The sequence below is a fragment of the Pseudomonas sp. MPR-R2A5 genome (assembly GCF_058793055.1).
The window spans coordinates 80,073-105,674 of the sequence record NZ_JBXAFK010000017.1 but is presented as its reverse complement, the minus strand read 5'-3'; the positions used below and the strand labels follow the sequence as shown (position 1 = coordinate 105,674).

The 25,602-nt window shown below is 62.1% G+C and carries 15 protein-coding genes; 5 read left to right on the top strand and 10 right to left on the bottom strand.

What is annotated here, in order from left to right; all coding sequences use genetic code 11:
- Positions 1–32: 32 nt before the first annotated feature.
- The 3 genes from glgB to AC1Q6I_RS14390 form a co-directional block, all read right to left on the bottom strand.
- A complete protein-coding gene (gene glgB / locus AC1Q6I_RS14400; RefSeq protein ID WP_102624225.1) occupies positions 33–2,270 on the bottom strand; it encodes a 1,4-alpha-glucan branching protein GlgB in 2,238 nt (745 codons plus the stop codon).
- Positions 2,267–5,614, bottom strand: a complete 3,348-nt coding sequence (treS, locus tag AC1Q6I_RS14395) for a maltose alpha-D-glucosyltransferase (RefSeq protein ID WP_024075166.1) — start codon at positions 5,612–5,614, stop codon at positions 2,267–2,269. The genes glgB and treS overlap by 4 nt, the downstream gene beginning before the upstream one ends.
- Before the next feature lie 92 nt (positions 5,615–5,706).
- Complete coding sequence (locus tag AC1Q6I_RS14390) at positions 5,707–7,695, bottom strand: alpha-1,4-glucan--maltose-1-phosphate maltosyltransferase (protein WP_024075165.1); 1,989 nt, start codon at positions 7,693–7,695, stop codon at positions 5,707–5,709.
- Between the two features lie 204 nt (positions 7,696–7,899).
- On the opposite strand from AC1Q6I_RS14390, the gene AC1Q6I_RS14385 reads away from it, so the two are divergent.
- On the top strand, positions 7,900–8,073 hold the full coding sequence (locus tag AC1Q6I_RS14385; RefSeq protein ID WP_168233082.1) for a hypothetical protein: 174 nt from the start codon (positions 7,900–7,902) through the stop codon (positions 8,071–8,073).
- Positions 8,074–8,406: 333 nt separating this feature from the next.
- Positions 8,407–9,237 carry a M10 family metallopeptidase C-terminal domain-containing protein gene (locus tag AC1Q6I_RS14380; RefSeq protein ID WP_051448884.1) on the top strand — a complete coding sequence of 277 codons (831 nt, stop codon included), beginning with the start codon at positions 8,407–8,409 and terminating at the stop codon, positions 9,235–9,237.
- Between the two features lie 7 nt (positions 9,238–9,244).
- Here the strand turns inward: AC1Q6I_RS14380 and AC1Q6I_RS14375 are convergent, their stop codons facing one another.
- Positions 9,245–9,742, bottom strand: a complete 498-nt coding sequence (locus AC1Q6I_RS14375; RefSeq protein WP_069075883.1) for an MgtC/SapB family protein — start codon at positions 9,740–9,742, stop codon at positions 9,245–9,247.
- A 120-nt stretch (positions 9,743–9,862) separates the two neighbouring features.
- On the opposite strand from AC1Q6I_RS14375, the gene AC1Q6I_RS14370 reads away from it, so the two are divergent.
- From AC1Q6I_RS14370 to mapR, 3 genes are all read left to right on the top strand, one after another.
- A complete protein-coding gene (locus AC1Q6I_RS14370; protein WP_024075162.1) occupies positions 9,863–10,102 on the top strand; it encodes a DUF3203 family protein in 240 nt (79 codons plus the stop codon).
- A 184-nt stretch (positions 10,103–10,286) separates the two neighbouring features.
- A complete protein-coding gene (gene ccoG, locus AC1Q6I_RS14365; protein ID WP_102624236.1) occupies positions 10,287–11,702 on the top strand; it encodes a cytochrome c oxidase accessory protein CcoG in 1,416 nt (471 codons plus the stop codon).
- A gap of 222 nt (positions 11,703–11,924) precedes the next feature.
- Positions 11,925–13,334, top strand: coding sequence for a GntR family transcriptional regulator MpaR (gene mapR, locus AC1Q6I_RS14360; RefSeq protein ID WP_024075160.1), 1,410 nt, complete (start codon positions 11,925–11,927; stop codon positions 13,332–13,334).
- A gap of 58 nt (positions 13,335–13,392) precedes the next feature.
- On the opposite strand, the gene AC1Q6I_RS14355 is transcribed toward mapR, so the two are convergent.
- The 6 genes from AC1Q6I_RS14355 to AC1Q6I_RS14330 all read right to left on the bottom strand — a co-directional run bounded on the left by AC1Q6I_RS14355 (position 13,393) and on the right by AC1Q6I_RS14330 (position 25,578).
- Positions 13,393–14,139: an SDR family oxidoreductase gene (locus tag AC1Q6I_RS14355; protein ID WP_024075159.1), complete on the bottom strand. Its 747-nt coding sequence runs from the start codon at positions 14,137–14,139 to the stop codon at positions 13,393–13,395.
- Between the two features lie 54 nt (positions 14,140–14,193).
- Positions 14,194–16,290: a putative bifunctional diguanylate cyclase/phosphodiesterase gene (locus tag AC1Q6I_RS14350; RefSeq protein WP_024075158.1), complete on the bottom strand. Its 2,097-nt coding sequence runs from the start codon at positions 16,288–16,290 to the stop codon at positions 14,194–14,196.
- Between the two features lie 225 nt (positions 16,291–16,515).
- Positions 16,516–18,081 carry an efflux transporter outer membrane subunit gene (locus AC1Q6I_RS14345; protein WP_102624226.1) on the bottom strand — a complete coding sequence of 522 codons (1,566 nt, stop codon included), beginning with the start codon at positions 18,079–18,081 and terminating at the stop codon, positions 16,516–16,518.
- Positions 18,078–21,185, bottom strand: a complete 3,108-nt coding sequence (locus tag AC1Q6I_RS14340) for an efflux RND transporter permease subunit (RefSeq protein ID WP_102624227.1) — start codon at positions 21,183–21,185, stop codon at positions 18,078–18,080. Before AC1Q6I_RS14340 ends, AC1Q6I_RS14345 begins: the two co-directional genes overlap by 4 nt.
- Positions 21,182–24,283, bottom strand: coding sequence for an MdtB/MuxB family multidrug efflux RND transporter permease subunit (locus AC1Q6I_RS14335; protein WP_102624228.1), 3,102 nt, complete (start codon positions 24,281–24,283; stop codon positions 21,182–21,184). Before AC1Q6I_RS14335 ends, AC1Q6I_RS14340 begins: the two co-directional genes overlap by 4 nt.
- Positions 24,280–25,578: an MdtA/MuxA family multidrug efflux RND transporter periplasmic adaptor subunit gene (locus AC1Q6I_RS14330; RefSeq protein ID WP_069075878.1), complete on the bottom strand. Its 1,299-nt coding sequence runs from the start codon at positions 25,576–25,578 to the stop codon at positions 24,280–24,282. Before AC1Q6I_RS14330 ends, AC1Q6I_RS14335 begins: the two co-directional genes overlap by 4 nt.
- Positions 25,579–25,602: the final 24 nt, after the last annotated feature.

The window sequence follows — 25,602 nt, the reverse complement described above, 5'->3', positions numbered from 1 at the left end:
CGCGGACAACTGAATCCAGTGCGGTAGAGCCTTTAACTGGCTTGCGGACGCAAAATCAGCACCCCCAACGGCGGCAGATTCAACGACAACGACACCGGTTGTCCGTGGCGCGGTTCATCTTCGGTAAACACGCCACCGCCATTGCCGTAATTGGAGCCGGCGTAAGTGTCGGCATCGCTGTTGATCACTTCGCTCCAACGCCCGGCAAACGGCACGCCCACCTTGTATCCCTCACGTGGCACCGGGGTGAAGTTGGCCACCACCAGCACAGGCTTGCCGTCTTTGCTCCAGCGCAGCCAGGCGTACACACTGTTGATCGCGTCATCGCCGATCAGCCACTGGAACCCCTGGGGCGCGTCATCCTGCTCGTGCAGCGCGGGCTCCTCACGGTACAGGCGGTTCAAGTCGCCCACCAACTTCTGTACCCCCCGGTGTTCCGGGTATTGCAGCAGGTACCAATCCAGTTGCTGATCGTGGTTCCACTCGCGCCACTGGCCGAATTCGCAGCCCATGAACAACAGCTTCTTGCCTGGGTGCATCCACATGAAACTCAGGTAGGCGCGCAGGTTGGCGAATTTCTGCCAGCGGTCGCCGGGCATCTTGTCGATCAGCGAGTGCTTGCCGTGTACCACCTCATCATGGGAGATCGGCAGGATGAAGCGTTCGGACCAGGCGTAGACCAGGCCGAAGCTCAGCTCGTTGTGATGATGGGCGCGGTACACCGGGTCCTGCTGAATGTAATGCAGGGAGTCATGCATCCAGCCCATGTTCCATTTGTAATTGAACCCCAGGCCGCCCTGTTGGGTGGGCTGGCTGACACCGGGCCAGGCGGTGGACTCTTCGGCAATCACCAGTGCCCCCGGAGCTTCCAGGGCCACCACGTCGTTGAGGTGGCGCAGGAAGTCGATGGCTTCCAGGTTCTCGCGGCCGCCATGGCGGTTGGGCACCCACTCGCCGGCCTTGCGCGAATAGTCGCGGTAGAGCATCGAGGCCACCGCATCCACGCGCAGGCCATCGACGTGGAAATGCTTGAGCCAGTGCAGCGCCGACGCCAGCATATAGCCGTGGACTTCGGTGCGGCCCAGGTTATAGATCAGCGTGTCCCAATCCTGGTGGAAGCCTTCCAGCGGGTTGGCGTACTCGTACAGGGCGGTGCCGTCGAACTGCGCCAGGCCATGGGTATCGGTCGGAAAATGCGCCGGCACCCAATCGAGGATCACGCCGATATCGGCCTGGTGACAGGCGTTGACGAAATACGCGAAATCTTCCGGCGAACCAAATCGGGCACTCGGTGCGAACTGCGACAACGCCTGGTAGCCCCAGGAACCGCCAAACGGGTGCTCCATGATCGGCATCAGTTCGATATGGGTGAACCCCAGTTGCTGCACATACGGAATCAAACGCTCGACCAGCTCGCGCCAACCGTACTGACGCGCCACTTCACCGGCTTCGTCCAGCTCGCACTGCCAGGAGCCCACATGCAATTCGTAGATCGACAGCGGCGCGGTGGGCTGCTGCTTCTCTGTGCGCGCCTGCATCCACTCATGGTCCTGCCAATCCACCTGCAACGGCGGGGCGACCTTGGACGCGGTGTCGGGCGGCAGTTGGGTGGCCAGGGCCATCGGGTCAGCCTTGAGCGGCAAGATACCGTGGGCGCCGAGGATCTCGTACTTGTACGCCGCACCCGCTTGCAGGCGCGGGATAAAAATCTCCCACACGCCCGACGGATGACGCAGGCGCATCGGGTGGCGGCGACCGTCCCAGATATTGAAGTCGCCCACCACCGAGACACGCCGCGCGTTGGGTGCCCATACGGCGAAGCGCACGCCCGGCACGCCATCGACCGTGGTCACCTGGGCGCCCAGGCAACTGCTGAGGTCGCGGTGATTACCTTCGGCAAACAGGTACAGGTCCATTTCCCCCAGCAGCAATTGCTGGAAGCTGTACGGGTCTTCGGTGATCTGCTCACCGCCGGCCCACTGGATCTTCAGCACATAAGGCTGGCGTGTCGCGAGATGCCCGACGAACAACCCAGGCACCTGGTTCGCCTCCAGAGTGGCGAGGGGCTCGCCGCCCTCTTTGCTCAACACTTGGACGCTCAAGGCGTCCGGCAGGAACGCGCGGATAAACTGCCCGCCCTGCTCGTCATCATGGGGCCCCAGAATGGAAAAGGGGTCGTGGTGCTCGGCGCGCACCAGCGCTTCGACGTCCTTGGACGCCGGCATTGCTGTCAACTTCGGTTGCAGCGGTTCTTTACTCGTAAAGCTCATGACGTCTCCCCACCGCGTGCAGTTTTCGATTTAGGTGTAAGCCCACTCAGCAGGCCATGCAAGCCCTGCAAGGGCACCGGCAACCAGGTCGGGCGGTTTTCCGCTTCGTAGGCCACTTCGTACGCGGCCTTCTCCAGGCTGAACAACGTCAGCGCCGCGTCCTGGCCTTTGGCATCCTGCCAGTCATGGCCCAGTGTAGCCGTGGCTGCCTGATAAGCCTGGATAAATGCCTGGCGCGCCTCGTTCAGGTAACGGTCGGTCACCCGCTTGCGGGCGGTATCCGCTTCGGGCGAGTGATCGACCCCCTGTCCATTCAGGGCCATGGCCGCTGCGTAATCAAACGACCGCAGTACGCCACTCACATCCTTATAGGGGCTGTGCTTGCCGCGGCGTTCATGCAGCGGCCGCGCCGGCTCCCCTTCAAAGTCAATCAAGTAGGCATCGCCCTTGACCACCAGCACCTGGCCCAGGTGCAAGTCACCATGCACGCGGATCCGCAGGCCGCCCACCGTGGCCTTGGCCAGGGTCTGTACGTGGCTGGCGATGGCTTTTTTGTGGTCCAGCAAAGCACTGACCAGCGCCTGATCGGCCGGGTTCAATTGGTGTTGATGCAGCTTGAGCAATTGCAGGGCGCGGTCGATCTGCGCCCCCACATCCTTGGCCCAGGCTTGGGTGTCCTTGACCGTGGTGGCTTCGGGCTTGAAGTCCTTGTTCGTGGTGGGCGCTCCCAGTACCAGGTGCATTTCCCCCAGGCGCTTGCCGAGCAACCCGGCGAAGTCCGCCAGTTCACCCAGGGCGTTGTAGTGCTGCTCCTGTTCGGAGATGGCCTCGGCGAGTTCGTCGCGAATCGCGCGCTCCAGATTATTCTGGGTCCAGCTCCACGCATCGCCCTGATTGCTCAGGTAACCCTGGGCAATCATCAGCAGGTTGTCGTCACCGGCCGCATCGCGGCGAATCACCGACCCCAGCAGCGGCGAGATATTCGGGTATCCGGCGGCGGTCAGGTAGGCACTCATCTCCAGCTCCGGGTGTACCCCGGCGCTGACTTTACGGATCAGCTTGAGCACCAGGCTCTCGCCGACCACCACCGAGCTGTTGGACTGCTCGGCGGCCAGGTAGCGTACCTGGGCGTCCTCGGCCAACTGCAAGGGTGCCAGATGGGAAGTGGCCTCGAAGCGCAGGTCGCCCTCGCTGGAGTTGAGCACGCTGCCGGCCTGCAGGCCCTGGATCACCGCGCGAATAAAGTGCTCCAGGCTGAAGGCATCGGTGACCAGTCCCACCTGGCGCACCCGGCGTACACGGGCCAGGGCCAATTGCTGCGGCAAGGCGCTGGTGAACTGGTCTTCGCCGAGGAAGCCGAACGGCAACTGGTAACGGCTGACCTGGCCGCCACTGGTCACATCGATCTCGCTGAGCAACACCGGGTGCTCCGGGTCGCCGAAACGCACGCCGTAGGCGATATGCACGCTGTCGATGGCCGTGTCCTTGCCGGCGAACCAACGCCGTTTCGGCAGCCAGGCCGGCAGCACCTGTTGTTCAAGGCTGGCGCGGCAAGGGGCGTCCAGCAATTCTTCCATGCGTTTTTTCAGCACCAGGGTGGTGAAGTCCGGCATGCTCTGCGCCGGTTCCACGTGCCAGCTGGGCATCTGGTTTTCCGCTGCCAGCACAAACCAGTAGAAGCCATACGGCGCCAGGGTCAGCAGGAAATTAAGCTGGCCGATCGGAGGGAAGGCATTCCCGCCGAGCATCTCCACCGGCACCATGCCGGCAAAGGCCGACAGGTCCAGCTCGGCGGCCTGGGCGCTACGCGATACGTTGGCCACGCACAGGATGATTTCCGTGCGGCCATCGTCGCCGGTGAATTCACGGGTATAGGCGAGGATGCGGCGGTTGCTCGGCGAGAGCATCTTCAAGCTGCCGCGGCCAAACGCCTTGGACTGCTTGCGCACCGCCAACATGCGCCGGGTCCAGTTGAGCAATGAGTGGGGGTCCTGGGCCTGGGTTTCGACGTTGACCGACAGGTAGCCGTATTGCGGGTCCATGATCGGCGGCAGCACCAGGCTGGCCGGGTCGGCGCGCGAGAAGCCGCCATTGCGGTCGATGGACCACTGCATCGGCGTGCGCACGCCATCGCGGTCACCGAGGTAGATGTTGTCACCCATGCCGATTTCATCGCCGTAATACAGGGTCGGCGTGCCGGGCATCGACAACAGCAGGCTGTTGAGCAACTCGACACGACGGCGATCGCGCTCCATCAAGGGCGCCAGGCGCCGGCGAATGCCCAGGTTGATCCGCGCACGCCGGTCGGCTGCGTAGTAGTTCCACAGGTAGTCGCGCTCTTTGTCGGTGACCATCTCCAGCGTCAGCTCATCGTGGTTGCGCAGGAAGATCGCCCATTGGCAGTTGGCGGGGATCTCTGGGGTCTGGCGCAGGATGTCGGTGATCGGAAAGCGGTCTTCCTGGGCCAGGGCCATGTACATGCGCGGCATCAATGGAAAGTGAAAGGCCATATGGCATTCATCACCGTCATCGCCCTTTTTGTCACCGAAGTACAGTTGGGTGTCTTCCGGCCACTGGTTGGCTTCGGCGAGCAGCATGCGGTCAGGGTAATGGGCGTCGATTTCGGCGCGGATCTGCTTGAGGACGTCGTGGGTCTCCGGCAGGTTTTCATTGTTGGTGCCGTCACGCTCGATCAGGTACGGGATGGCGTCCAGGCGCAGGCCGTCGATCCCCATGTCGAGCCAGTAACGCATCACCGACAGCACGGCCTTCATGACCTGCGGGTTGTCGAAGTTGAGGTCCGGCTGATGGGAATAGAAGCGGTGCCAGAAGTACTGGCCGGCGACCGGGTCCCAGGTCCAGTTGGACTTTTCGGTGTCGAGGAAGATGATCCGCGTGCCATCGTATTTCTGGTCGTCATCGGACCATACGTAGAAGTCGCGAGCCGCCGAGCCGGGCTTGGCCTTGCGCGCGCGCTGGAACCAGGGGTGCTGGTCGGAGGTGTGGTTGATCACCAGCTCGGTGATCACCCGCAGCCCGCGCTTATGGGCTTCGGCGATAAAGCGCTTGGCGTCGGCCATGGTCCCGTAGTCGCTGTGCACCCCACGGTATTCAGCGATGTCATAGCCGTCATCACGGCGTGGCGAAGGGTAGAACGGCAGCAGCCAGATGGTGTTCACACCGAGGTCGGCGATGTAGTCGAGCTTGGCGATCAGCCCGGGAAAGTCACCGATGCCGTCGTTATTGGAGTCGAAATAGGATTTGACGTGAACCTGGTAAATCACCGCGTCCTTGTACCAGAGCGGGTCTTTGATAAAGGTGGCAGCCTTGGGTTTCTTCGCCATTGGAAACTCCTGAAATACTGAAATTCTTGCAAACTGAACGCGGTCAAGGTGGGAGGGGCTTGCCCCCTCCCAGCTGTTGATCTTCGCCAGGCTCAGGAGGTGGTGATACGCCAGATCCCGAACGGCATCTGCGGCTCCAGCCGCGTCCACTGGTTCTTGCCGTACCAGGTCCAGCGATGGCCGTTCATCAAGTCTTCACCCTGGATCTGCGCATCGTCCGGCAGGCCCAGCTCCCAGAGCGGTAACTCGAAATGGGCTTCCTGGGCGTTGAAGGGGTCGAGGTTGACTGCCACCAGGATGAAGTTGCTGCCGTCCTCGCTGCGCTTGCCGAAGTACAGGATGTTGTCGTTCCAGGCGTTGTACAGCTTCAGGCCCAAGTGGGTCTGCAACGCCGGGTTCTGTCGGCGGATGCGATTGAGCTGGGCGATCTCGGCAATGATGTTGCCCGGCGCGGTGAAGTCCCGTGGGCGGATCTCGTACTTCTCCGAGTCCAGGTACTCTTCCTTGCCCGGTACCGGCGCGGCTTCGCACAGTTCAAAACCTGAATACATGCCCCACAGCCCCGAGCCCATGCTGGCCAACACGGCGCGGATCAAGAAGCCCGGACGCCCGGACTCATGCAGGAAGCCTGGGTTGATGTCCGGCGTATTGACGAAGAAGTTCGGCCGGTAGCATTCGCGCCACGGTGACTGGTTCAACTGCGTCAGGTACTCGCTCAGTTCGGCCTTGGTGTTACGCCAGGTGAAATAGGTGTAGCTCTGGGAGTATCCGACCTTGCCCAGGCGCGCCATCATCGCGGGGGTGGTGAAAGCTTCGGCGAGGAAGATCACTTCCGGGTGCTTGGCCCTGACATCACTGATCAACCATTGCCAGAACGGCAGCGGCTTGGTGTGAGGGTTGTCGACGCGAAAGGTCTTCACGCCCTCTTCCACCCAACCGACCACGATGTCCCGCAGCTCGGTCCATAGGCCGGGGATGGCATCGGCGGCGTAAAAGTCGACGTTGACGATGTCCTGGTATTTTTTCGGCGGGTTTTCCGCGTATTTGATCGTGCCGTCCGGGCGCCAGTTGAACCAGCCCGGGTGCTGCTTGAGCCAGGGGTGGTCCTGGGAGCACTGGATGGCAAAGTCCAGGGCGATTTCCAAGCCATGCTCGGCGGCGGCCTTGACCAGGCGGCGAAAGTCATCGCGGCTGCCCAGTTGCGGGTGGATGGCTTCGTGGCCGCCCTCCTCGCTGCCGATCGCGTAGGGGCTACCCGGATCATCCGGGCCGGCCGTGAGCGCGTTGTTCTTGCCCTTGCGGTGGCTGCGGCCGATGGGGTGGATCGGCGGGAAGTACAGCACATCGAAGCCCATGTCATGGATCATCGACAGCCGCGAGTGCACATCATTGAAGGTGCCGTGGCGTGCGGGATCGTCGGTGATCGAACGGGGAAACAGTTCGTACCAACTGGCAAATTGTGCGGCTTCGCGCTCCACATCGATCGGGTATACGGTGCTGATGCTCAAGTAGGCGCGGTGATCGGCCTGGGTCATGAGATGCGCACTGTCTTCGTGCAAAAACAGCGCGACCTGCTCGGTTTCCAGCAGGCCGGAGAGTTCGTGGTGCAGCAACATCAGGCGGTCGCGCAGCTCGTTGTCGCTGCGTTCGGCGGCCTGCAACACCAGGCTGCGGCCTTCCTGCAACTCCAGGCTGACCGGCACCCCGGCCTCGTGTTTCTTGCGCAGTTCGTAGCAGAAGCTGGCGAAGGTATCGATCCAGGCTTCGATGCAATACTCGTGGGGCCCCTGCTGGACGACGCTAAAAGCACCCTCCCAGCCATCGTTGCCCACATCGGCCATGACCACGCTGTGCCAGCTTTCTTCGTGCAACGCGCGCCAGCGGATCAGCACGGCGAGCTTGTCGTGCCCATCGGCGAACACCTTGCTGGTGACATTGACACGCTGGCCCACCACGGCCTTTACGGCAAATTCGCCGCCATCAATCACGGGGGTGGTGCTTTCAATCGCGATCCTGGGCAACAACAGCGCCTGGGACAACGGCAATAAGGATTCCTTTGGAGCCAGTGTTTCAGCAGTCATCGAGCATCTTCCCCTTACGCCCTGTGGACGCTCTTTGCTTGATCCGAATTCTGATACGGCGCCGCTCTCCCTGAGCAGGGCCGTATAAGGTCCGAGCCTGCACCCTGGTTAAAAGTTCAGGCGGATATGCCGCCATTGGGCGGGGAATCAATTCCCCCCACCCGATGTCCACCGCTAGAGCAAAGCACAAACGAGGCCATACCGATGAATATCCCGATCCCGGCTGAAACACCCGACCCGAATATCGATAACCCGACGCTGCCGCCCACAGAGCCTGAGCCCATTCCAGAACAAGAACCACCTGAAAACGAGCCACCGCCGGTGGAGGAGCCACCGACGACGATCGCCCCCGTGATGTCGAGTACCTCTGGGAACTGACCTTAACAAGCGAAATACCCTACTGGCTCGAACGGTGAAGTCCTTACTTCGTCTGAATGGACATTGGTGATACTGACCGCGCATAGACGTCATCCCAAGACGACTCGCTTACCCAAGCACTCGCGAGGACACATTATGTCAGCCATCCATCAAATACCGACGCCCCACTCCGCACTCCCTCCAAGCCAGCATCGTGCGGAACGGGGCCTCCCTCCCGCGTCTTCAGTCGTAACCACGCAAGCCCTGGAGGCCCTGCTCCGCTCAGGCCCGAACCACGCCAGGCAACCCAAGCGACCCGACAACCCCGAGCCGGCCCCTTCAAGCACGGCAACGATGAAGCAAAGCCTCACTGACCTGGGTGCCCAGGTAAACCGAAGCACGGTTGAACACATGCTGCGTGATCCAACATCCAGAGGGTCTATAGACACCTTCAACAAAATTGGCACGCTATTGACGACCGACAAGATCAGCACCTTATTGTCCGGGCCCGATGCAAACGACAACGTCAAGGTCCTCGAGAAGGTCGAATCTCAATTGAGCAAAGATGCGATCGACACTGTCCTGTCTCCCTTCGAGGCTGAGCAGGTCGACAGCTATCGGAACCATGTCGAGTCGGCCCTGTTCGACCTGAAGTACAGATTAATGACCGCCCCGCTTGAAAGCCGATTTGATCTCGTGCGCCGCTTTGCCAGTAAAAAGCACGAGCCTTTGCTGGATATCCAGGACAACCTTGCTCAAGCAAATGCCAGGGCGACGTCCCTGTGTTCCATTTCCGCGCTGGTGAGAAAAGCAATCGGGTCGTTGAAGTTCCCACACCCCACTGATCTGGAGAATCGCATACCCACTGACACACCCCACAAACCGTGCACGGTTCGGCCCAATATCTACCGTTACACCAGCATCCAGGAGTCTTCCCTCGACGCCCCCAGCGAAGTCCGGGATTTCGTGCACGGTCAAGACAAACTGGATGTTTCAGGTATTCGCAGACAACTCAATAAACCATTGCAATGGGTCCACCAACTATCCGGGGCCAGTGGGGAAATGCAGCTGAAGTACTCCCCCACCACCAACACGAGCGTTCTCGTGATTTCAGGTAACCCGTCGGAGCCGGCGTTTGTCGCAAAGATATTTGGGCAATTGAAGGAAACCGACCTGTTGAGCTGAGCGGTGGTCATTGATCCTTCTCAAAGACCTTGACGATCCTCGGCATCACGCTGAACACCGCCAGGGCCAGTAACGTACTGAGCACCGCCGTCGACTCGCGCCCCATCCCCGCCGCCACCCCAATGGCGGCGGTCATCCACAACCCGGCGGCGGTGGTCAGGCCCTTGACGTGCTGGCCCTCCTCGTCCTCCTTGCCTTTGAGGATAGTGCCCGCCCCCAGGAACCCAATCCCGGCAATCACCCCCTGCACCACCCGGCTCATGGCATCCGCCTGGTTGCCGGACATCTGTGGCACCAACACGAACAGCGCGGCGCCCAGGGCCACCAGCATGTGCGTGCGCACCCCGGCCGCCTTGCCCTTGTGCTCACGTTCAAAACCGAGGATCCCGCCCAGGAGCGCGGCGATCAACAAGCGTACGGTGATCTGGGTGAGTTGCTTCGCATCGGTAATATCGGCGAATTCGGCTTGCAGGGTTTGCCAGACTTCGTGCCACCAAGCGTCCATGGAAACTGTCCTGTATAGGGGTCGATAAAGCATGGACCGCAGCGACCGCCAGTCAGTTGCCTGGAACCACCGCCGATGGCATGCCCCTAACCTTCATAGCCTATGAAAAGGGAGATCAGCATGACCGTACGTATCGAAAACCATCTGTGCTATTTCATGCTCGATGAAAACGGCCAGGAACAAAGCGTGCCGGCTACCCGAGTCAAGGTCCTCACCGACAACGACAAAGCCATGTCTTACGTGGACCTGGCCGGCCAGCGGATCTATATCACCGAAGCCGAGGCCGACGCCCTGACGGTCGAGGGTGCAACGGATGCACGCAACCACGTCAAGGCCGAAGAGCCTGGTTCGCTGATTTAATTGATCTGCGTCAGCATCGCCAAATCAAGCCTGCACCCCAGGCGCCACGGGGTGCAGCACATTGTCGCAGCGCTTGGACACCAACGCATCTGATCCGCTTTTTATCGCCATACCTGAGTCTGTTATGCAAACAGAGCGACGGGCATAGTTCATCCGCCTGATGGAGGCTGATGAGCGAATGACCATGAGCGAAATAATCCCCGTCCGAACCGTGGAACCCCATGCACCTGCGCACCCAAAGAAGGTGAAGGCCGCATCCAGCGACAACCTGATTCACACCCGCAGCTTTACCGGCCTGTTTCGTACCTTGCGCGTGAGCGGTGCAGGCTTTCTGTTCCTGGCCTTCTTCGGCACCGTGTGGCTGAACTGGGGCGGTCGCCAGGCCGTGCTGTGGGACCTGGCTGAAAGCAAATTCCATATCTTTGGCGCGACCTTCTGGCCCCAGGACTTCATCCTGCTGTCCGCGCTGCTGATGATCTGCGCCTTCGGCCTGTTTGCGATCACTGTGTTTGCCGGCCGCGTATGGTGCGGCTACACCTGCCCGCAAAGCTCCTTTACCTGGTTGTTCATGTGGTGCGAAAAAATCACCGAAGGCGAACGCAACCAACGCATCAAGCTGCAAGCGGCCCCCTGGAGCCTGAATAAACTGGCGCGGCGCTCGGCCAAACATACCTTGTGGCTGGGCATCAGTGTGCTGACCGGGCTGACTTTTGTCGGCTACTTCACCCCCATTCGCCCGCTGGCCACCGAACTGCTGACCTGGCAGATGGGGGGCGTGAGCCTGTTCTGGGTCCTGTTTTTCACCGCAGCCACCTACATCAATGCCGGCTGGCTGCGCGAAGCCGTGTGCATGCACATGTGCCCCTACGCCCGGTTCCAGAGCGTGATGTTCGACAAAGACACCCTGACCATCTCCTATGATGTGGCCCGTGGCGAAAGCCGTGGCCCACGCAAACGCGAGGTGAAACCGGCGGATGTCGGCCTGGGCGACTGTATCGACTGCCAGTTGTGCGTGCAGGTCTGCCCCACCGGCATCGATATCCGCGACGGCCTGCAAATGGAGTGCATCGGCTGCGCGGCGTGCATCGACGCCTGCGATTCGATCATGGACAAAATGGGCTATGCCCGTGGCCTGGTGAGCTACACCTCCGAACATCAACTGCAAGGTGGCAAGACTCACCTGCTGCGGCCGCGCCTGATCGGCTACAGTGCCGTGCTGCTGGTGATGATCGCGGCGCTGGTGGTGGCGTTGGTGCAACGGCCGATGGTGTCGCTGGACGTTACCAAGGACCGTGGCATGTTCCGCGAGAACGCCCAGGGCTTGATCGAAAACATCTACAGCCTCAAGGTCATCAACAAGACGCAGCAACGCCAGGATTACCGCCTGGAGCTGGTGGACGCCGAGGGCTTCCAACTGCAGGGCAAGACCGAGATCAGCCTGGCACCCGGGGAAATCAGCGATGTGCCGGTATCGGTGGCATTGCTGGCCGACAAGCCGGCGAGCAGTTCGCAGACGTTGCGGTTCAAGGTGTCGGATGTGGATGAACCCTGGATCTACAGTGCGGCCGATAGCCGCTTCGTGGCGCCGCTCAACCGCTGAGACCCCGGTATCGAAAATGATAAAGATCAAATGTGGGAGGTGGGCTTTTTTGTAGGAGCGAGCTTGCTCGCGAAGAACTTAAAGGCGCCGCGTTGATTCAGGAAGCACGCGTTATCGTTGACGTTTTTCGCGAGCGAGCTCGCTCCTACAGAAGGCGATGTACGGCATCAGGGCTCTCCCAATCGGATCTCCACTCATATAAAACACGTGTTTAAGGCCAAAATGAAACGCTACGAAAAATTCGCCGACGACATTGCCGAACTGATCCGCTCCGGCGTCCTCGGCCCCGGCCAACGGGTGCCCTCGGTGCGCTATGCCAGCCAGACCTACGGCGTCAGCCCATCCACCGTCTTCCAGGCCTACTACCTGCTGGAACGCCGGGGCCTGATCCGTGCGCGTCCGCGCTCCGGCTACTTCGTCAATACCCATGCACCCAGCCCGTTTTCCGAGCCGGTGGTGAGCGAGCAGGTCCACGAGTCCACCGAGGTCGATGTGAGCGAACTGGTGTTCTCGGTACTCGACTCCATCAAGGACCCGAACACCGTACCCTTCGGTTCGGCCTTCCCCAGCCCGATGCTGTTCCCGCTGCCACGCCTGGCCCGCTCCCTGGCCAGCGCCAGCCGTGAGATGGACCCGCGCCTGGTGGTCACCGACATGTCGCCGGGCAACCCGCAATTGCGACGCCAGATTGCCCTGCGCTACATGGTCGGCGGGCTGATGCTGCCCATGGAAGAACTGCTGATCACCAACGGGGCGCTGGAGGCCCTGAACCTGTGCCTGCAGGCCGTCACCGAGCCGGGTGACCTGGTGGCCATTGAAGCCCCCGCGTTCTATGCCTGCCTGCAAGTACTGGAACGCCTGAAGCTCAAGGCGGTGGAGATCCCGGTGCATCCACGCGATGGCATTGACCTTAACGCGTTGTCGCAAAGCCTTGAGCGCTACCCGATCAAGGCCTGCTGGACCATGACCAGCTTCCAGAACCCCATGGGCGCCACACTGCCAGAGTCGAAGAAACAGGAACTGGTGGAGCTGTTGCGCCGTCACCAGGTGCCGCTGATCGAAGACGACGTCTACGCCGAGCTGTACTACGGGCAACAGGCACCGAAACCGGCCAAGGCCTTCGACACCGAGGGCCTGGTGATGCACTGCGGTTCATTCGCCAAGAGCCTGGCCCCGGGTTACCGGGTTGGTTGGGTCGCGGCCGGGCGTTATGCGCAGAAGGTCGAGCGCTTGAAGCTGATGACCTCGCTCTGCCCGTCGATGCCGGCCCAGGCAGCCATCGCCGACTACCTGCAACACGGCGGCTATGATCGGCACCTGCGCAAATTGCGTTATGCCCTGGAAGAACAGCAAAGCGCCATGCTTGCCGCCATTGCACGCTACTTTCCGGCGCAGACACGGGTCAGCCAGCCGGCCGGCGGCTACTTCCTGTGGTTGGAACTGCCAGAGCAGACAGACTCGTTGAAATTGTTCCAGATGGCTTTGGCCCAGGGCATCAGCATTGCGCCGGGACCGATTTTCTCGGCAACCCAGCGTTTCCGCAATTGCATTCGCTTGAACTATGGCAGCCCATGGACCGAGGCGTCGGAAAAGGCGATGGAGACGTTGGGCCGGATCGTAAGGTCATTCTGAGCTGGAACCCGGCGGAGTAATGAACCTGCGCCGACTTCCGAGCTGATTGCGCTGACGCTTAACGGCCACCGCCCAGGTCGACAAATGTGCCCGTGGCATAAGAAGCCTTATCCGACAACAACCAGATAATCGCTTCCGCCACTTCATCCGGGCGCCCGCCCCGGGCCATGGGGATGCCAGACTCCAGCTTGCTGACCCGATTCGGGTCACCGCTCAAGGCATGGAAGTCGGTAAAGATATAGCCGGGGCGCACCGCGTTGACACGAATGCCTTCGCCCGCGACTTCCTTCGACAAGCCAATGGTGAAGGTATCGAGCGCGCCCTTGGAGGCTGCGTAATCGACATACTCGCCCGGTGAGCCGAGCCGCGCGGCCACCGACGACACGTTGACGATACTGCCGCCCTGCCCGCCATGCTTGGGCGACATGCGCAGCACGGCATGCTTGGCACACAGGATCGGGCCAAGCACATTGGTCTTCATGACTTTCAGGATGCGAAACTCGGACATTTCGTCCACCCGCGATTTATGCCCCACGGTGCCAGCATTGTTGACCAACGCCGTGACCCGGCCCAGTTCAGCATCGACGCGATGAAACAGTGCGATCACTTCATCTTCGATGCTGACATCCGCCCGCACGGCAATCGCCTGGGCGCCCAGGGCCCGAACCTGTTCAAGCACGCGGTGCGCGGCGTCTTCGTCGGACTGGTAATTGATGCAGATGCGATAGCCCTCGCGAGCGGCCAGCAATGCCGTCTCGGCGCCAATCCCACGGCTGCCCCCGGTGATGATGACGACTTTGTCCATGCGTGCGGTCCCCTGTTTCAACCTGATGTTTATGCATGAATCCAATACTAACTGTCACCTACGGCTTTTGTCAGGCGCCAACGCGTCTTCGACGCGCTGGATGCCGACCATGAAGCCGTCAGCCGGCAGCGGGTGTCCGAGCAGATAACCTTGCAGGGAATCACAGCCCAGGCGGGTCAGGAAACGCTGCTGCGCATCGGTTTCCACGCCTTCGGCGACGATCCGCAGGCCCAGGGCCTGGCCCAGGGCGACAATGGCCGAGACGATGGCGGCATCGTCGCTGTCGTGCTCCAGGTCGCGTACAAACCCACGGTCGATCTTCAGTTCGTTGGCCGGCAGGCGCTTGAGGTACATCAGGCTGGAATAGCCGGTGCCAAAGTCATCGATGGACAGATCGACCCCCATGTCGGAAAGCTGCTGCAACACCGTCATGCTCGCATCGGCATCGCGCATGGCGGTGGTCTCGGTGATCTCCAGGGTCAGGCTGTTGGCTGGCAACTGGTGACGCTCCAAGGCCGCCGCCACACTCTGGACCAGCCCCCCATGGCAGAACTGCAACGCCGAGAGGTTAACGGCAATGCGCCACCCCTCGTAGCCCTGGCCGTACCACTCGCGCATCTGGCGGCAGGCTTCATTGAGCACCCATTCCCCCATCGGGATGATCAGCCCGGTCTTTTCCGCCAATTCGATAAACGTGTCGGGCAACAGCAAACCGTGCTGCGGATGCTCCCAGCGCAGCAACGCTTCGGCCCCTACCGGGAGACCACTGACGGCGTCGAATTTGGGCTGGTAATACAACCGGAACTGCTGGTGTTCGAGGGCATTGCGCAGGTCCTGCAACAACTGCAGCTGCTTGCGCGCGTTAGTGTTCATCGACACATCGAAGAAGCTGTAGCCGTTCTTGCCCATGCCCTTGGCGTGGTACATCGCGGCATCGGCGTTCATCAGCAGCTCCTGGGGGTTACCGCCGTTGCCGGGGTACAGGGCAATGCCGACGCTGGCGGAGATTTTCAACGCATGCTCGGCCACCTGGAACGCGCGATTGATCAACGACACCTGGCGTTCAGCCAGGCCGAGGGCATCATCCGGCTGCGTCAGTTGCACCAGCAGTACGAACTCATCCCCGCCGATACGCGCCAGGGTGTCCTGGCTGCGCAGGTCTTCACGCAGGCGCTGGCCGACCTCGCGCAGCAACTGATCCCCCAAGTGGTGGCCGAAGGCATCGTTGACCGGTTTGAAGCCATCCAGGTCGATAAACATCAGGGCGAAGCAACCGCCCTGCTCCTTAACCGCCTGCATCGCCTGCTGAATACGGTCTGCGAGCAAGGTGCGATTGGGCAGGCCGGTGAGCATGTCGTGCAGGGCCAGGTGGGTCAGTTCCTGGTTCGCCAGGGTCAGGGAGTCGGCGAGTATGGCGGTGCGGGCTTCCAGGCGCGCATCAAGCAGCGAGGTCAGCAATGCAATGGCAAGCACGGCCAAGGTCGTCACCAGCACCAGGTTATCCAGGCCCTTGCCACTCAAGCCGGTCAAGGCGGCGCCGCAAAAACTGTCATCGGCAAAGCGTGCCGCGGCCATACCGGTGTAATGCATGCCAACAATGGCAAACCCCATTACCACCGCCGCCCCGCCACGTACCAGGCGTACGTAGGGAGTATTGCGCCGAAGGTTAAAGGCGATCCAAAGTGCCGCGCCGGACGCCACCACCGCTATCAGCAACGACACGCCAAACAAGCCGGGGTCGTAGTCGATGCCCGGCGTCATGCGCATCGCGGCCATGCCGGTGTAATGCATGCTGGCGATGCCCATCCCCATGACCAGCGCGCCAAACACCAGCTGCCAGGCGGGCAGGTGCTGCTGGCTCACCAGCCATAAGGCAAAACCGCTGGACAACACCGCGATCAACAGCGACAGCGCGGTAATGCCCAGGTCAAATCCCAGGGCAAACGGCAGGCGCAGCGCCAACATGCCGATAAAGTGCATGGACCACACCCCCACGCCCATGGCCAGCGCCCCGCCCGCTATCCATAGATAAACCGCGCGCCCGCTGGCCGTGGCGATGCGGCCACTGAGGTCCAGCGCGGTATAGGACGCGAGGATCGCAACGAACAGGGAGATCACAACCAGGGAGGGGGAATAACTACCGACAAGCATGCAATTTCTCGTGCGCAACGGGCCGGAGAGGCCCGTGCCAAGTGGCAAAGCGGGCGATTGTAGCGAGAATAATTCTTGGGTACTCGATTAATTATCAGAGAGCCATCAGTGGCATTTTGACGCCAATCTACCGGCTCAACGCCGATCGATTCTTGCCGTCATGCCTACTGCTTAGCCTCCACATTATCGCTGCCAAAATGCGGCTCACTGTCCTGCCTTGCGCACTCACTCCTTCTCGGCAATCGACGTCTGCCCATCCCAGCCACCGCCCAGTGCGGCGATCAGTTGCACGCTCGCCACCAATCGCGACTGCAGCAAGGTCAACACAGTGCGCTCGTTACTCAAAGCGGTGGCCTGCACAGTGACCACATCCAGATAGGCAATCAGCCCCGCCTTGTATTGGTTCTGGGTCAAGCGCAACGATTCCCGCGCGGCTTCCAGGGCTTCCTTGCTGACCACGGCCTCGTCTTCCAGCACCTTGAGCTGGACCATGTAGTTTTCCACTTCGCGGAACCCGTCCAGTACGGTCTGGCGGTACTTGGCCACGGTTTCGTCGTAGGAAGCCACCGTGCGGTCCACTTCCGCCGAGCGCTGGCCGCCGTCGAACAGGGTCATGGCGAGTTTCGGCCCGACCGACCAGAAGCGGTTCGGCAGGCTGATCCAATCGGCATAGGTGCTGCTGGAGTAGCCCCCGGCCAGGCTGAGGCTCAGGTCCGGGTAATAGGCAGCTTTGGCCACGCCGATATTGGCGTTGGCGGCGATCACTGAGCGCTCGGCCGAAGCGATGTCCGGGCGACGTTCGAGCAATTGCGAAGGCAGGCTGACCGGGATCTGCGGCAATGCCGGGATGTCCTTGCTCACCGCCAGGTTGAAGTTGGCGGGTGCCTCACCGATCAACACGGCGATGGCGTTTTCCAGTTGCGCGCGCTGCCAGATCAGGTCGATCAGGCTGGCTTGGGTCGTCTTGAGCTGGGTTTGCGCCTGGGCCACCGCTTCCTTGCCGGAGACACCGGCGCGGTATTGGTTTTCGGTCATTTGCAGGGAGCGTTGGTACGTGTCCAGGGTGGCTTGCAGCAGACGGGTCTGCTCGTCCATGACCCGCAATTGCAGGTAGCTTTGCACCAGTTCCGACTGTTGGCTCAAGCGCATCGCGGCCAGGTCGGCCGAGCTGGCTTCGGCGCTGGCTTCGTTGGCCTCCAGGCCGCGGCGCAACTTGCCCCAGATGTCGGCTTCCCAGCTCACGCCCAGCTGGGCGTTGAGGGTGTTGCGGATGCCGCTGCTGGAACTGCTGAGGCTCGCGCTGCTGCTACCAGAGCCCTGGCTCGCGCGGGTTTTTCCGACGCTCAGGTCAACGGTGGGGTAAAACGCGCCACGGGAACTGCGCACCAGGGCCTGGGCCTGGCGAAAACGTGCTTCGGCCTGGGCCACGGTCTGGTTGGAGCTGTTCAGGCGCTGCACCAGGTCATTGAGTTGACGATCACCGTACAGCTCCCACCAGGCGCCACGGGCCAGGGAGTCGCTCGGCGTGGCCTGGCGCCAGCCCTGGGCCTCCTTGAACTGCGCCGGCTCGATGACTTCCGGGCGATGGTAGTCAGGCCCGACGGCGCAGGCGCTGAGCAACAACGCCAACCCCACTGTAGGAGCGAGCTTGCTCGCGAAGGTCGTTAACGATAACGCGCCGAGCCTGAATGAACGCGGGGCCTGCCGTTTTTTCGCGAGCAAGCTCGCTCCTACAGGGGTGGGTGCCGTGTCGGAAACCCGCCGTGCATGGGTGTGGGTTGAATCGGTCATAGCGCAGTGTCCAGGGCAGCATCGGTACGCACGCCACGCCAGGCGTTGAAACGGTGGCGCGCGCGGTCTAGATAAAGGTAAACCACCGGGGTGGTGTAGAGGGTCAGGATCTGGCTGAAGGCCAGGCCGCCGATGATGGTCAAGCCCAGTGGGTGGCGCATTTCCGCGCCATCACCAGCGCCCAGCAGCAAGGGCAAGGCGCCGAGAATGGCGGCCAGGGTGGTCATCAGGATCGGCCGCAAGCGCAGCAGGCAGGCACTGCGAATCGACTCCAGCGGGTCCATGCCGTCGTTACGCTCCAACTGCAAGGCCAGGTCGATCATCAAGATGGCGTTCTTCTTCACCACGCCGATCAGCAGGAACAGGCCCAGCAAGGAAATCAGGCTGAACTCGCCGCCCGTCAGGTAGATGGCGAGCATCGCACCGACCCCGGCCGACGGCAGGGTCGAGAGGATCGTCAGCGGGTGGATATAGCTTTCATAGAGGATGCCCAGCACCAGGTACACCGCCACCAGCGCGCCGAGAATCATGAACGGCTGGCCCTTCTGCGTCGCCGCGAAGGCGTCGGCGGTGCCGGCCATCTTGGCAATCACATCCTCAGGCAAGCCGAGCTTGGCGATCGCTCGCTCGATGGCGGCCGTCCCCTGCTCCACCGTGACACCGGGCGCCATGTCGAAGGCAATGTTTTCCGAGGCGAACTGGCCTTCATGGCTGACGCGATCGTCCGCCAGGCTGTTTTCATAGTGGGCAATGGTCGACAACGGCACCCGCGCGCCACTGGACGTGATCACCTGCATCTGGTTCAGGGTAATCGGGTCCTGGGCGTATTTCGGGTTGACCTCCATCACCACCTGGTACTGGTTGAGGCTGTCGTAGATGGTGGAAATCTGCCGCTGGCTGTAGGCATTGTTCAAGACTGCCGTAACCATGTTCATGTCGATGCCCAGGCGCTTGGCCTGGTCGCGGTCAACGATCAGCGTGACCTGGGCAGCGCCGCGGCCTTCGCGGGCATCGATGGCGGTCAGCTCGGGCAGCTCACGCAGGGCGGCCACGACTTTCGGGTACCACAGGCGCAGCGCGGCCAAGTCACCGCTTTGCAGGATGTAGGAATACTGTGCAGTGGTCTGGTCACGGCTGCCGCCGAATTGCAGGTCCTGGTCAGCCATGAGGAACAGGCGCCCACCCGGCACCAGCGGCACATCCTTGCGCAAGCGCTCGATCACCGCTTGCGCCGAGACCTTGCGTTCGCTGATAGGCTTGAGCCGCACCAGCATCACCGCGTTGTTGGTGCCGTTGCTCCCGCCGATAAACCCGGCCACGCTGAGTACCGCCGGGTCCTTGAGCACCGCCTTGCGGAAGGTCTCCATCTTCGGCTGCATCACGCTGAACGACAGCCCGTCATCCCCGCGCACGAAGCCGATCAACTGGCCGGTGTCCTGCTGCGGCATAAAGGTTTTCGGCACCACGACATACAACGCCACGTTCATGCCGATGGTCAGCAACAGGCTGAGCAGGGTCAGTCGGCGGTGGCGCAGCACCCAGTCGAGGCTGGTGGCGTAGCCGGCGACCATGCGGTCGTTGATCTTCTGGCTCCAGCGCTGCAAACCGGTCATCTGGCCTTTGACATGGGGCTTGAGCCAGCGGGCGCAGAGCATCGGCGTCAGGGTCAGCGAGACAATCAGCGACACAATGATCGCCGCCGACAAGGTGATGGAAAACTCGCGGAACAGGTTGGTGACGATGCCGCCCATGAACAGGATGGACAGGAACACCGCCACCAGCGACACGTTCATCGACAACAAGGTAAAGCCGACTTCCTGGGCGCCCAGGTACGCCGCCTTCATCGGTGGCACCCCTTCGTCGATATGTCGGGAAATGTTCTCCAGTACCACGATGGCATCGTCCACCACCAGGCCGGTCGCCAGGATCAGCGCCATCAGCGAGAAGTTGTTCAACGAAAACCCGTACAGGTACATCACCGCGAACGTTCCCACCAGCGACACCGGCACCGCCAGGGTCGGAATCAACGAGGCGCGGAAGTTACCGAGGAACAGGTACACCACCAGGATGACCAGGCCCACGGCAATCAGCAGGGTCATCTCGGCTTCATGCAAGGTCGCGGTGATCACCGGCGAGCGGTCCATCGCCAGGCTCAGCTTGACACTGGACGGCAGCACCGCCTGCAATGCCGGCAGCTGGGCCTTGATCTGCCTCACGGTCTCGATGATGTTGGCGCCGGACTGGCGATTGATCACCAGCAGCACCGCGGAATCGTTGTTGAAGAAACCACTGTTGTAGCGGTCTTCCACGCCATCAGTGATCGTGGCCACATCCTTCAGGCGCAGGGCCGCGCCGTTCTGGTAGCGAATCAGCAGCGGTTCATAGTCCTTGGCCTTTTCCAACTGGTCATTGGCCTGGATCTGCCAATTGCGCTCGCTGTCTTCCAGGGAGCCCTTGGGGCGCCGCTGGTTGGCGTTGGCAATGGTGTTGCGCACATCGTCCAGGGCCACGCCGTACTGGTCGAGAGCCTTGGGTTCAAGTTCGATACGCACCGCCGGCAGGGAGCTGCCGCCGATCTGCACTTCGCCCACGCCGGGCACCTGGGACAGGCTTTGCGAGAGGATGGTCGAGGCCAGGTCGTACAACTGGCCTTTCTGCAACACGTCCGAGGTCAGCGACAACACCATGATCGGTGCCTGGGACGGGTTGATTTTCTTGTAGGTGGGCATGCTGCGCATGCCGCTGGGCAGCAGGTTGCGCGAAGCGTTGATGGCCGCCTGCACTTCCCGCGCCGCGCCGTTGATGTCACGGTCGGAGTCGAACGCCAGGATCACCCGGGTGGAGCCCTGGCTCGACGAACTGCTCATGGTGGTAATGCCGGCAATCGCGCCAAAGGAGCGCTCCAACGGCGTGGCCACGGTCGACGCCATCACCTCGGGGCTCGCGCCGGGCAAGCTGGCCGAGACCACGATCACCGGGAAATCGATCTGCGGCAGCGGCGACACCGGCAGCAGGTTAAAGCTGACACCGCCCAGCAACAGGATCGCCAGGCTCAGCAGCATGGTGGCGACCGGCCGGCGAATGAAAGGTCCGGACAGGTTCATGACTCAACCGGCTCCAGGCTTTGCGGCTCTTTGCGCCAGCGACGACCGAGACGGTCGAAGTACAGGTAGATCACCGGGGTGGTGAACAGGGTCAACACCTGGCTCACCAGCAAACCGCCAACCATCACCAGGCCCAGGGGCTGGCGTAGTTCTGCGCCGGAGCCGGTGGCCAGCATCAACGGCACCGCACCGAACAGCGCCGCCAGGGTGGTCATCAGGATCGGCCGGAAGCGCAACAGCGCCGCCTGGTAGATCGCGGTCTGCGGGTCCAGCCCCTGGTTGCGTTCGGCATCCAGGGCGAAGTCGATCATCATGATCGCGTTCTTTTTCACGATGCCGATCAGCAGGATGATGCCGATGATCGCGATCATGCCCAGGTCATTGCCACTGAGCAGCAACGCGAGCAAGGCCCCCACCGCTGCCGACGGCAGGGTCGAAAGGATGGTGATCGGGTGGATGTAACTCTCATAGAGCACGCCGAGCACGATATACATGGTGACCACCGCCGCCAGGATCAGCAGCAAGGTGCTCGACAACGACGCCTCGAACGCCTGGGCGGCGCCCTGGAACTGGGTCTGCACGCCCACCGGCATGCCGATGTCCTTCTGCACCTGGTTGATCAGCTCGACGCCTTTGCCCAGCGCCACGCCGGGCGCCAGGTTGAATGACATCATCACCGCCGGGAACTGGCCGATATGCGCAATCGCCAACTGGGCCTGGCGCTGTTCGACACGGGCCAGGCTCGACAGGCGGACCTGGCCGCCGTCGGTGGTCTTCACATGGATCTGGTTCAGCGCATCCGGCCCCAGGGTTTCGCCCGACTGGGCCTGCAAGACCACGCGGTATTGGCTGGCCTGGGTGTAGATGGTGGAAATCTGCCGCTGGCCGAAGGCGTCGTACAGCGCATCGGTAATGGTCGACACGCTGACACCCAGGCGCGAGGCCGCATCACGATCGATCACCAGGTACACCTGCAGGCCCTTGTCCTGGAGGTCGCTGGCGACGTCGGTCAGCTCCGGCAACTGGCGGAGGGCATGCACCAGCTTGCCGCTCCACAGGGCCAGCAACTCCGCATCCGGCGAGGACATGCTGAACTGGTACTGGGTTCGACTGACGCGGTCTTCAATGGTCAGGTCCTGCACCGGCTGCATGAACAGGCGGATGCCCACCAGCTTGTCGATTTCCGGTTGCAGGCGGGTGATCACCTGGGCGGCACTCAGGTCGCGCTGGCCGTGGGGCTTGAGGTTGATCAGCAAGCGGCCGCTGTTGAGGGTGGCGTTATCGCCATCCACGCCAATGTAGGACGACAGGCTTTGCACCGCCGGGTCGGCCAGGATGATCTTGGCCAGCTCCTGCTGGCGCTGGCTCATGGCCGCAAAGGATATCGACTGCGGCGCTTCGGAAATGCCCTGGATCACCCCGGTGTCCTGCACCGGGAAAAAGCCCTTGGGCACCACCAGGTACAGCACTACCGTAAGGCCCAGGGTGGCGATGGCCACCAGCAGGGTCAGCGGCTGGTGCTTGAGCACCCACTGCAATTTGCGCCCGTAGGCGCCGATCAGCCAGTCGATCCAGGCGCCGCTGGCCTTGTAGAAACGGCTTTGTTCTTCTTCCTTGGGTTCCCGCTTGAGCAGCCGCGCGCACATCATTGGCGTCAGGGTCAGGGACACCACCAGGGAAATCAGGATCGCCACCGCCAGGGTAATCGCGAATTCGCGGAACAGGCGCCCGACCACGTCAGCCATGAACAGCAACGGAATCAATACGGCGATCAGCGACAGGGTCAGGGAAATCAGGGTGAACCCGATCTGCTTGGCGCCCTTGAGCGCGGCTACGAGCGGGGTCTCGCCTTCCTCGATGTAGCGGGAAATGTTCTCCAGCATCACGATGGCATCGTCCACCACGAAGCCGGTGGCGATGGTCAGGGCCATCAGCGTGAGGTTGTTGATGGAGAAACCGGCCAGGTACATCACCCCAAAGGTGCCGACCAGCGATAGCGGCACGGCAATGGAGGGAATGATCGTGGCGCTGACCCGGCGCAGGAACAGGAAGGTCACCATCACCACCAGGGCAATGGCGATCAGCAGTTCGTGCTGCACGTCGGTGACCGACGCGCGGATGGTCTGGGTGCGGTCGGTCAGGACCGTGACGTCCAGGCCGGCCGGCAGGTTATCGGTGATACTCGGCAGCAGGGCCTTGATACGGTCCACCACCTCGATCACGTTGGCGCCCGGCTGGCGCTGGATGTTCAGCAACACGGCCTGGTTTTCATTGGCCCAGGCAGCAAGGCGTTCGTTTTCCGCACCATCGACGATCTGCGCCACATCCTTGAGGCGCAGCGGTGCGCCATTGTTGTAGGCCAGGATCAGTTCGGCGTATTGCTGGGGCGAGACCAACTGGTCGTTGGCATCGAGCATCGACACCCGGGTCGGGCCGTCGAAGTTGCCCTTGGGCTGGTTGACGTTGGACGCGGCGATCAGGGTACGCACGTCCGACAGGTTCAAGCCGTTGGCCGCCAGGGCCTCGGGGTTGACCTTGATCCGCACCGCCTGGCGCTGGCCGCCGGCGATGCTGACCATGCCGACGCCGCTGATCTGCGCGATCTTCTGCGCCATGCGCGTATCGACCAGGTCATTGAGCTTGGGCAGCAGCATGGTCTTGGAGGTGATCGCCAAGGTCAACACCGGGGTGTCCGCCGGGTTGACCTTGTTGTACACCGGCGGTGCCGGCAAATCCTTGGGCAGCAGGTTGGTGGCGGCGTTGATCGCGGCCTGCACCTGTTGCTCGGCGACATCCATATTGATGTCGAGGTTGAAACGCAGGGTCAGCACCGAGGCGCCGCCGGAGCTGGTGGACGCCATCTGGGTCAGGCCGGGCATTTGCCCGAACTGGCGCTCCAGGGGCGCGGTGACGGCGCTGGTCATCACGTCCGGGCTGGCGCCAGGGTACAGGGTCATCACGCGGATGGTCGGGTAATCCACCTGGGGCAAGGCCGAGACGGGTAGCAGGCGGTACGAGATGATGCCGGCCAGGACAATGGCCAGCATGCTCAGCGTGGTGGCGACCGGGCGAAGGATAAACAGCCGCGAGAGGTTCATGAACCGACCTTTTGCGCCTTGCCGGCGTCAGCGCCGGTCTCCCCTTTCGCAGCAGGCTTGCCTTGCAGGTGCTCGGTCGGCGTGGTCGGTACCTGGCTGCTGTCGTTGACCACTTCGACTTCGCTGCCGTCCTTCAGGCGGTCGGTGCCTTCAAGCACCACCCGGTCGCCGGCGACCAGGCCCTCCTTGATCACGGTGTTATCGCCATCGCTGTCACCCACCACCAACGGCTGGACCTTGACCTTCTTATCGCCATCGAGCTTGTAGACAAAGGTGCCGTTGTTGCCGAACTGAATCGCGGCCGACGGCGCCAGTACCACGTTGTGCAGGGTATCGGCGAGCAGATGCACATTCACGAATTGGTTGGGGAACAGTACCTGGTCCTTGTTATCGAAACGTGCCTTGAACTTCAGGGTACCGGTGGTGACGTCGATCTGGTTGTCCAGGCTCTGTAGCACGCCGGTGGCCTGGCGCTTCGCATCGCCACGGTCCCAGGCCTCCACGGGCAGCTTGTTGCCGGCGTGGTAACGGGCGAGCACGGTTTCCAGGGTGCTCTCCGGCAGGGTGAAGGCCACGCTGATCGGTTGGGTCTGGGTGATCACCGCCAGCGCCGTGGTGTCGTTGGCGGCCACCAGGTTACCGACGTCGAGCTGACGCAGGCCGACGCGCCCGCTGATCGGCGCGCGGATCCTGGTGAATTCGAGGTTGAGCTTGGCGTCGTCCACCGCGCCCTGGTTGGTCTTGACCGTGCCCTGGTATTGCAGGACCAGCGCTTCGGCTGTGTCGAGGGTCTGCTTGGCGATGCTGTCCTGGGCGTAGAGGTCGCGGTAACGCTGGACGTCGACCTGGGCGTTCTTCAACTGGGCCTGGTTCTGCATCAGCGTGCCCTGGGCCTGGAGCAAGGCGTTCTGATAGCTGCGCGGGTCGATTTCCGCCAACAGGTCGCCGGCCTTGACCATCTGCCCTTCTTCAAAGGCGATCTTCACCAACTGGCCGCCCACCTGGCTGCGTACATTGATGGTGTTGAGCGCGGTGACCGTACCCAATGCCTTGTAGTACACCGGGAATTCCCCCAGCACCGCCGGTGCCACGCGCACCGGCACCGGCCCAGTGGAACCACCGAAGCCTGGGCGTGCCATGCCCGTCTTGCTGGTGCGCGCGGCCGGCGCATCTTTATGGGCAGCGCCACCCGGCCAGAATTTCCAGCACAGGCCGGCGATAACCAGCAGCACAAGCAGGCCGAACAGCCAGCGTCGGGAGTTACGGGGGGTGGATTGCATGGAGTGATCAACCATTGGGCGCGAGAGCTTCTTCTTTGG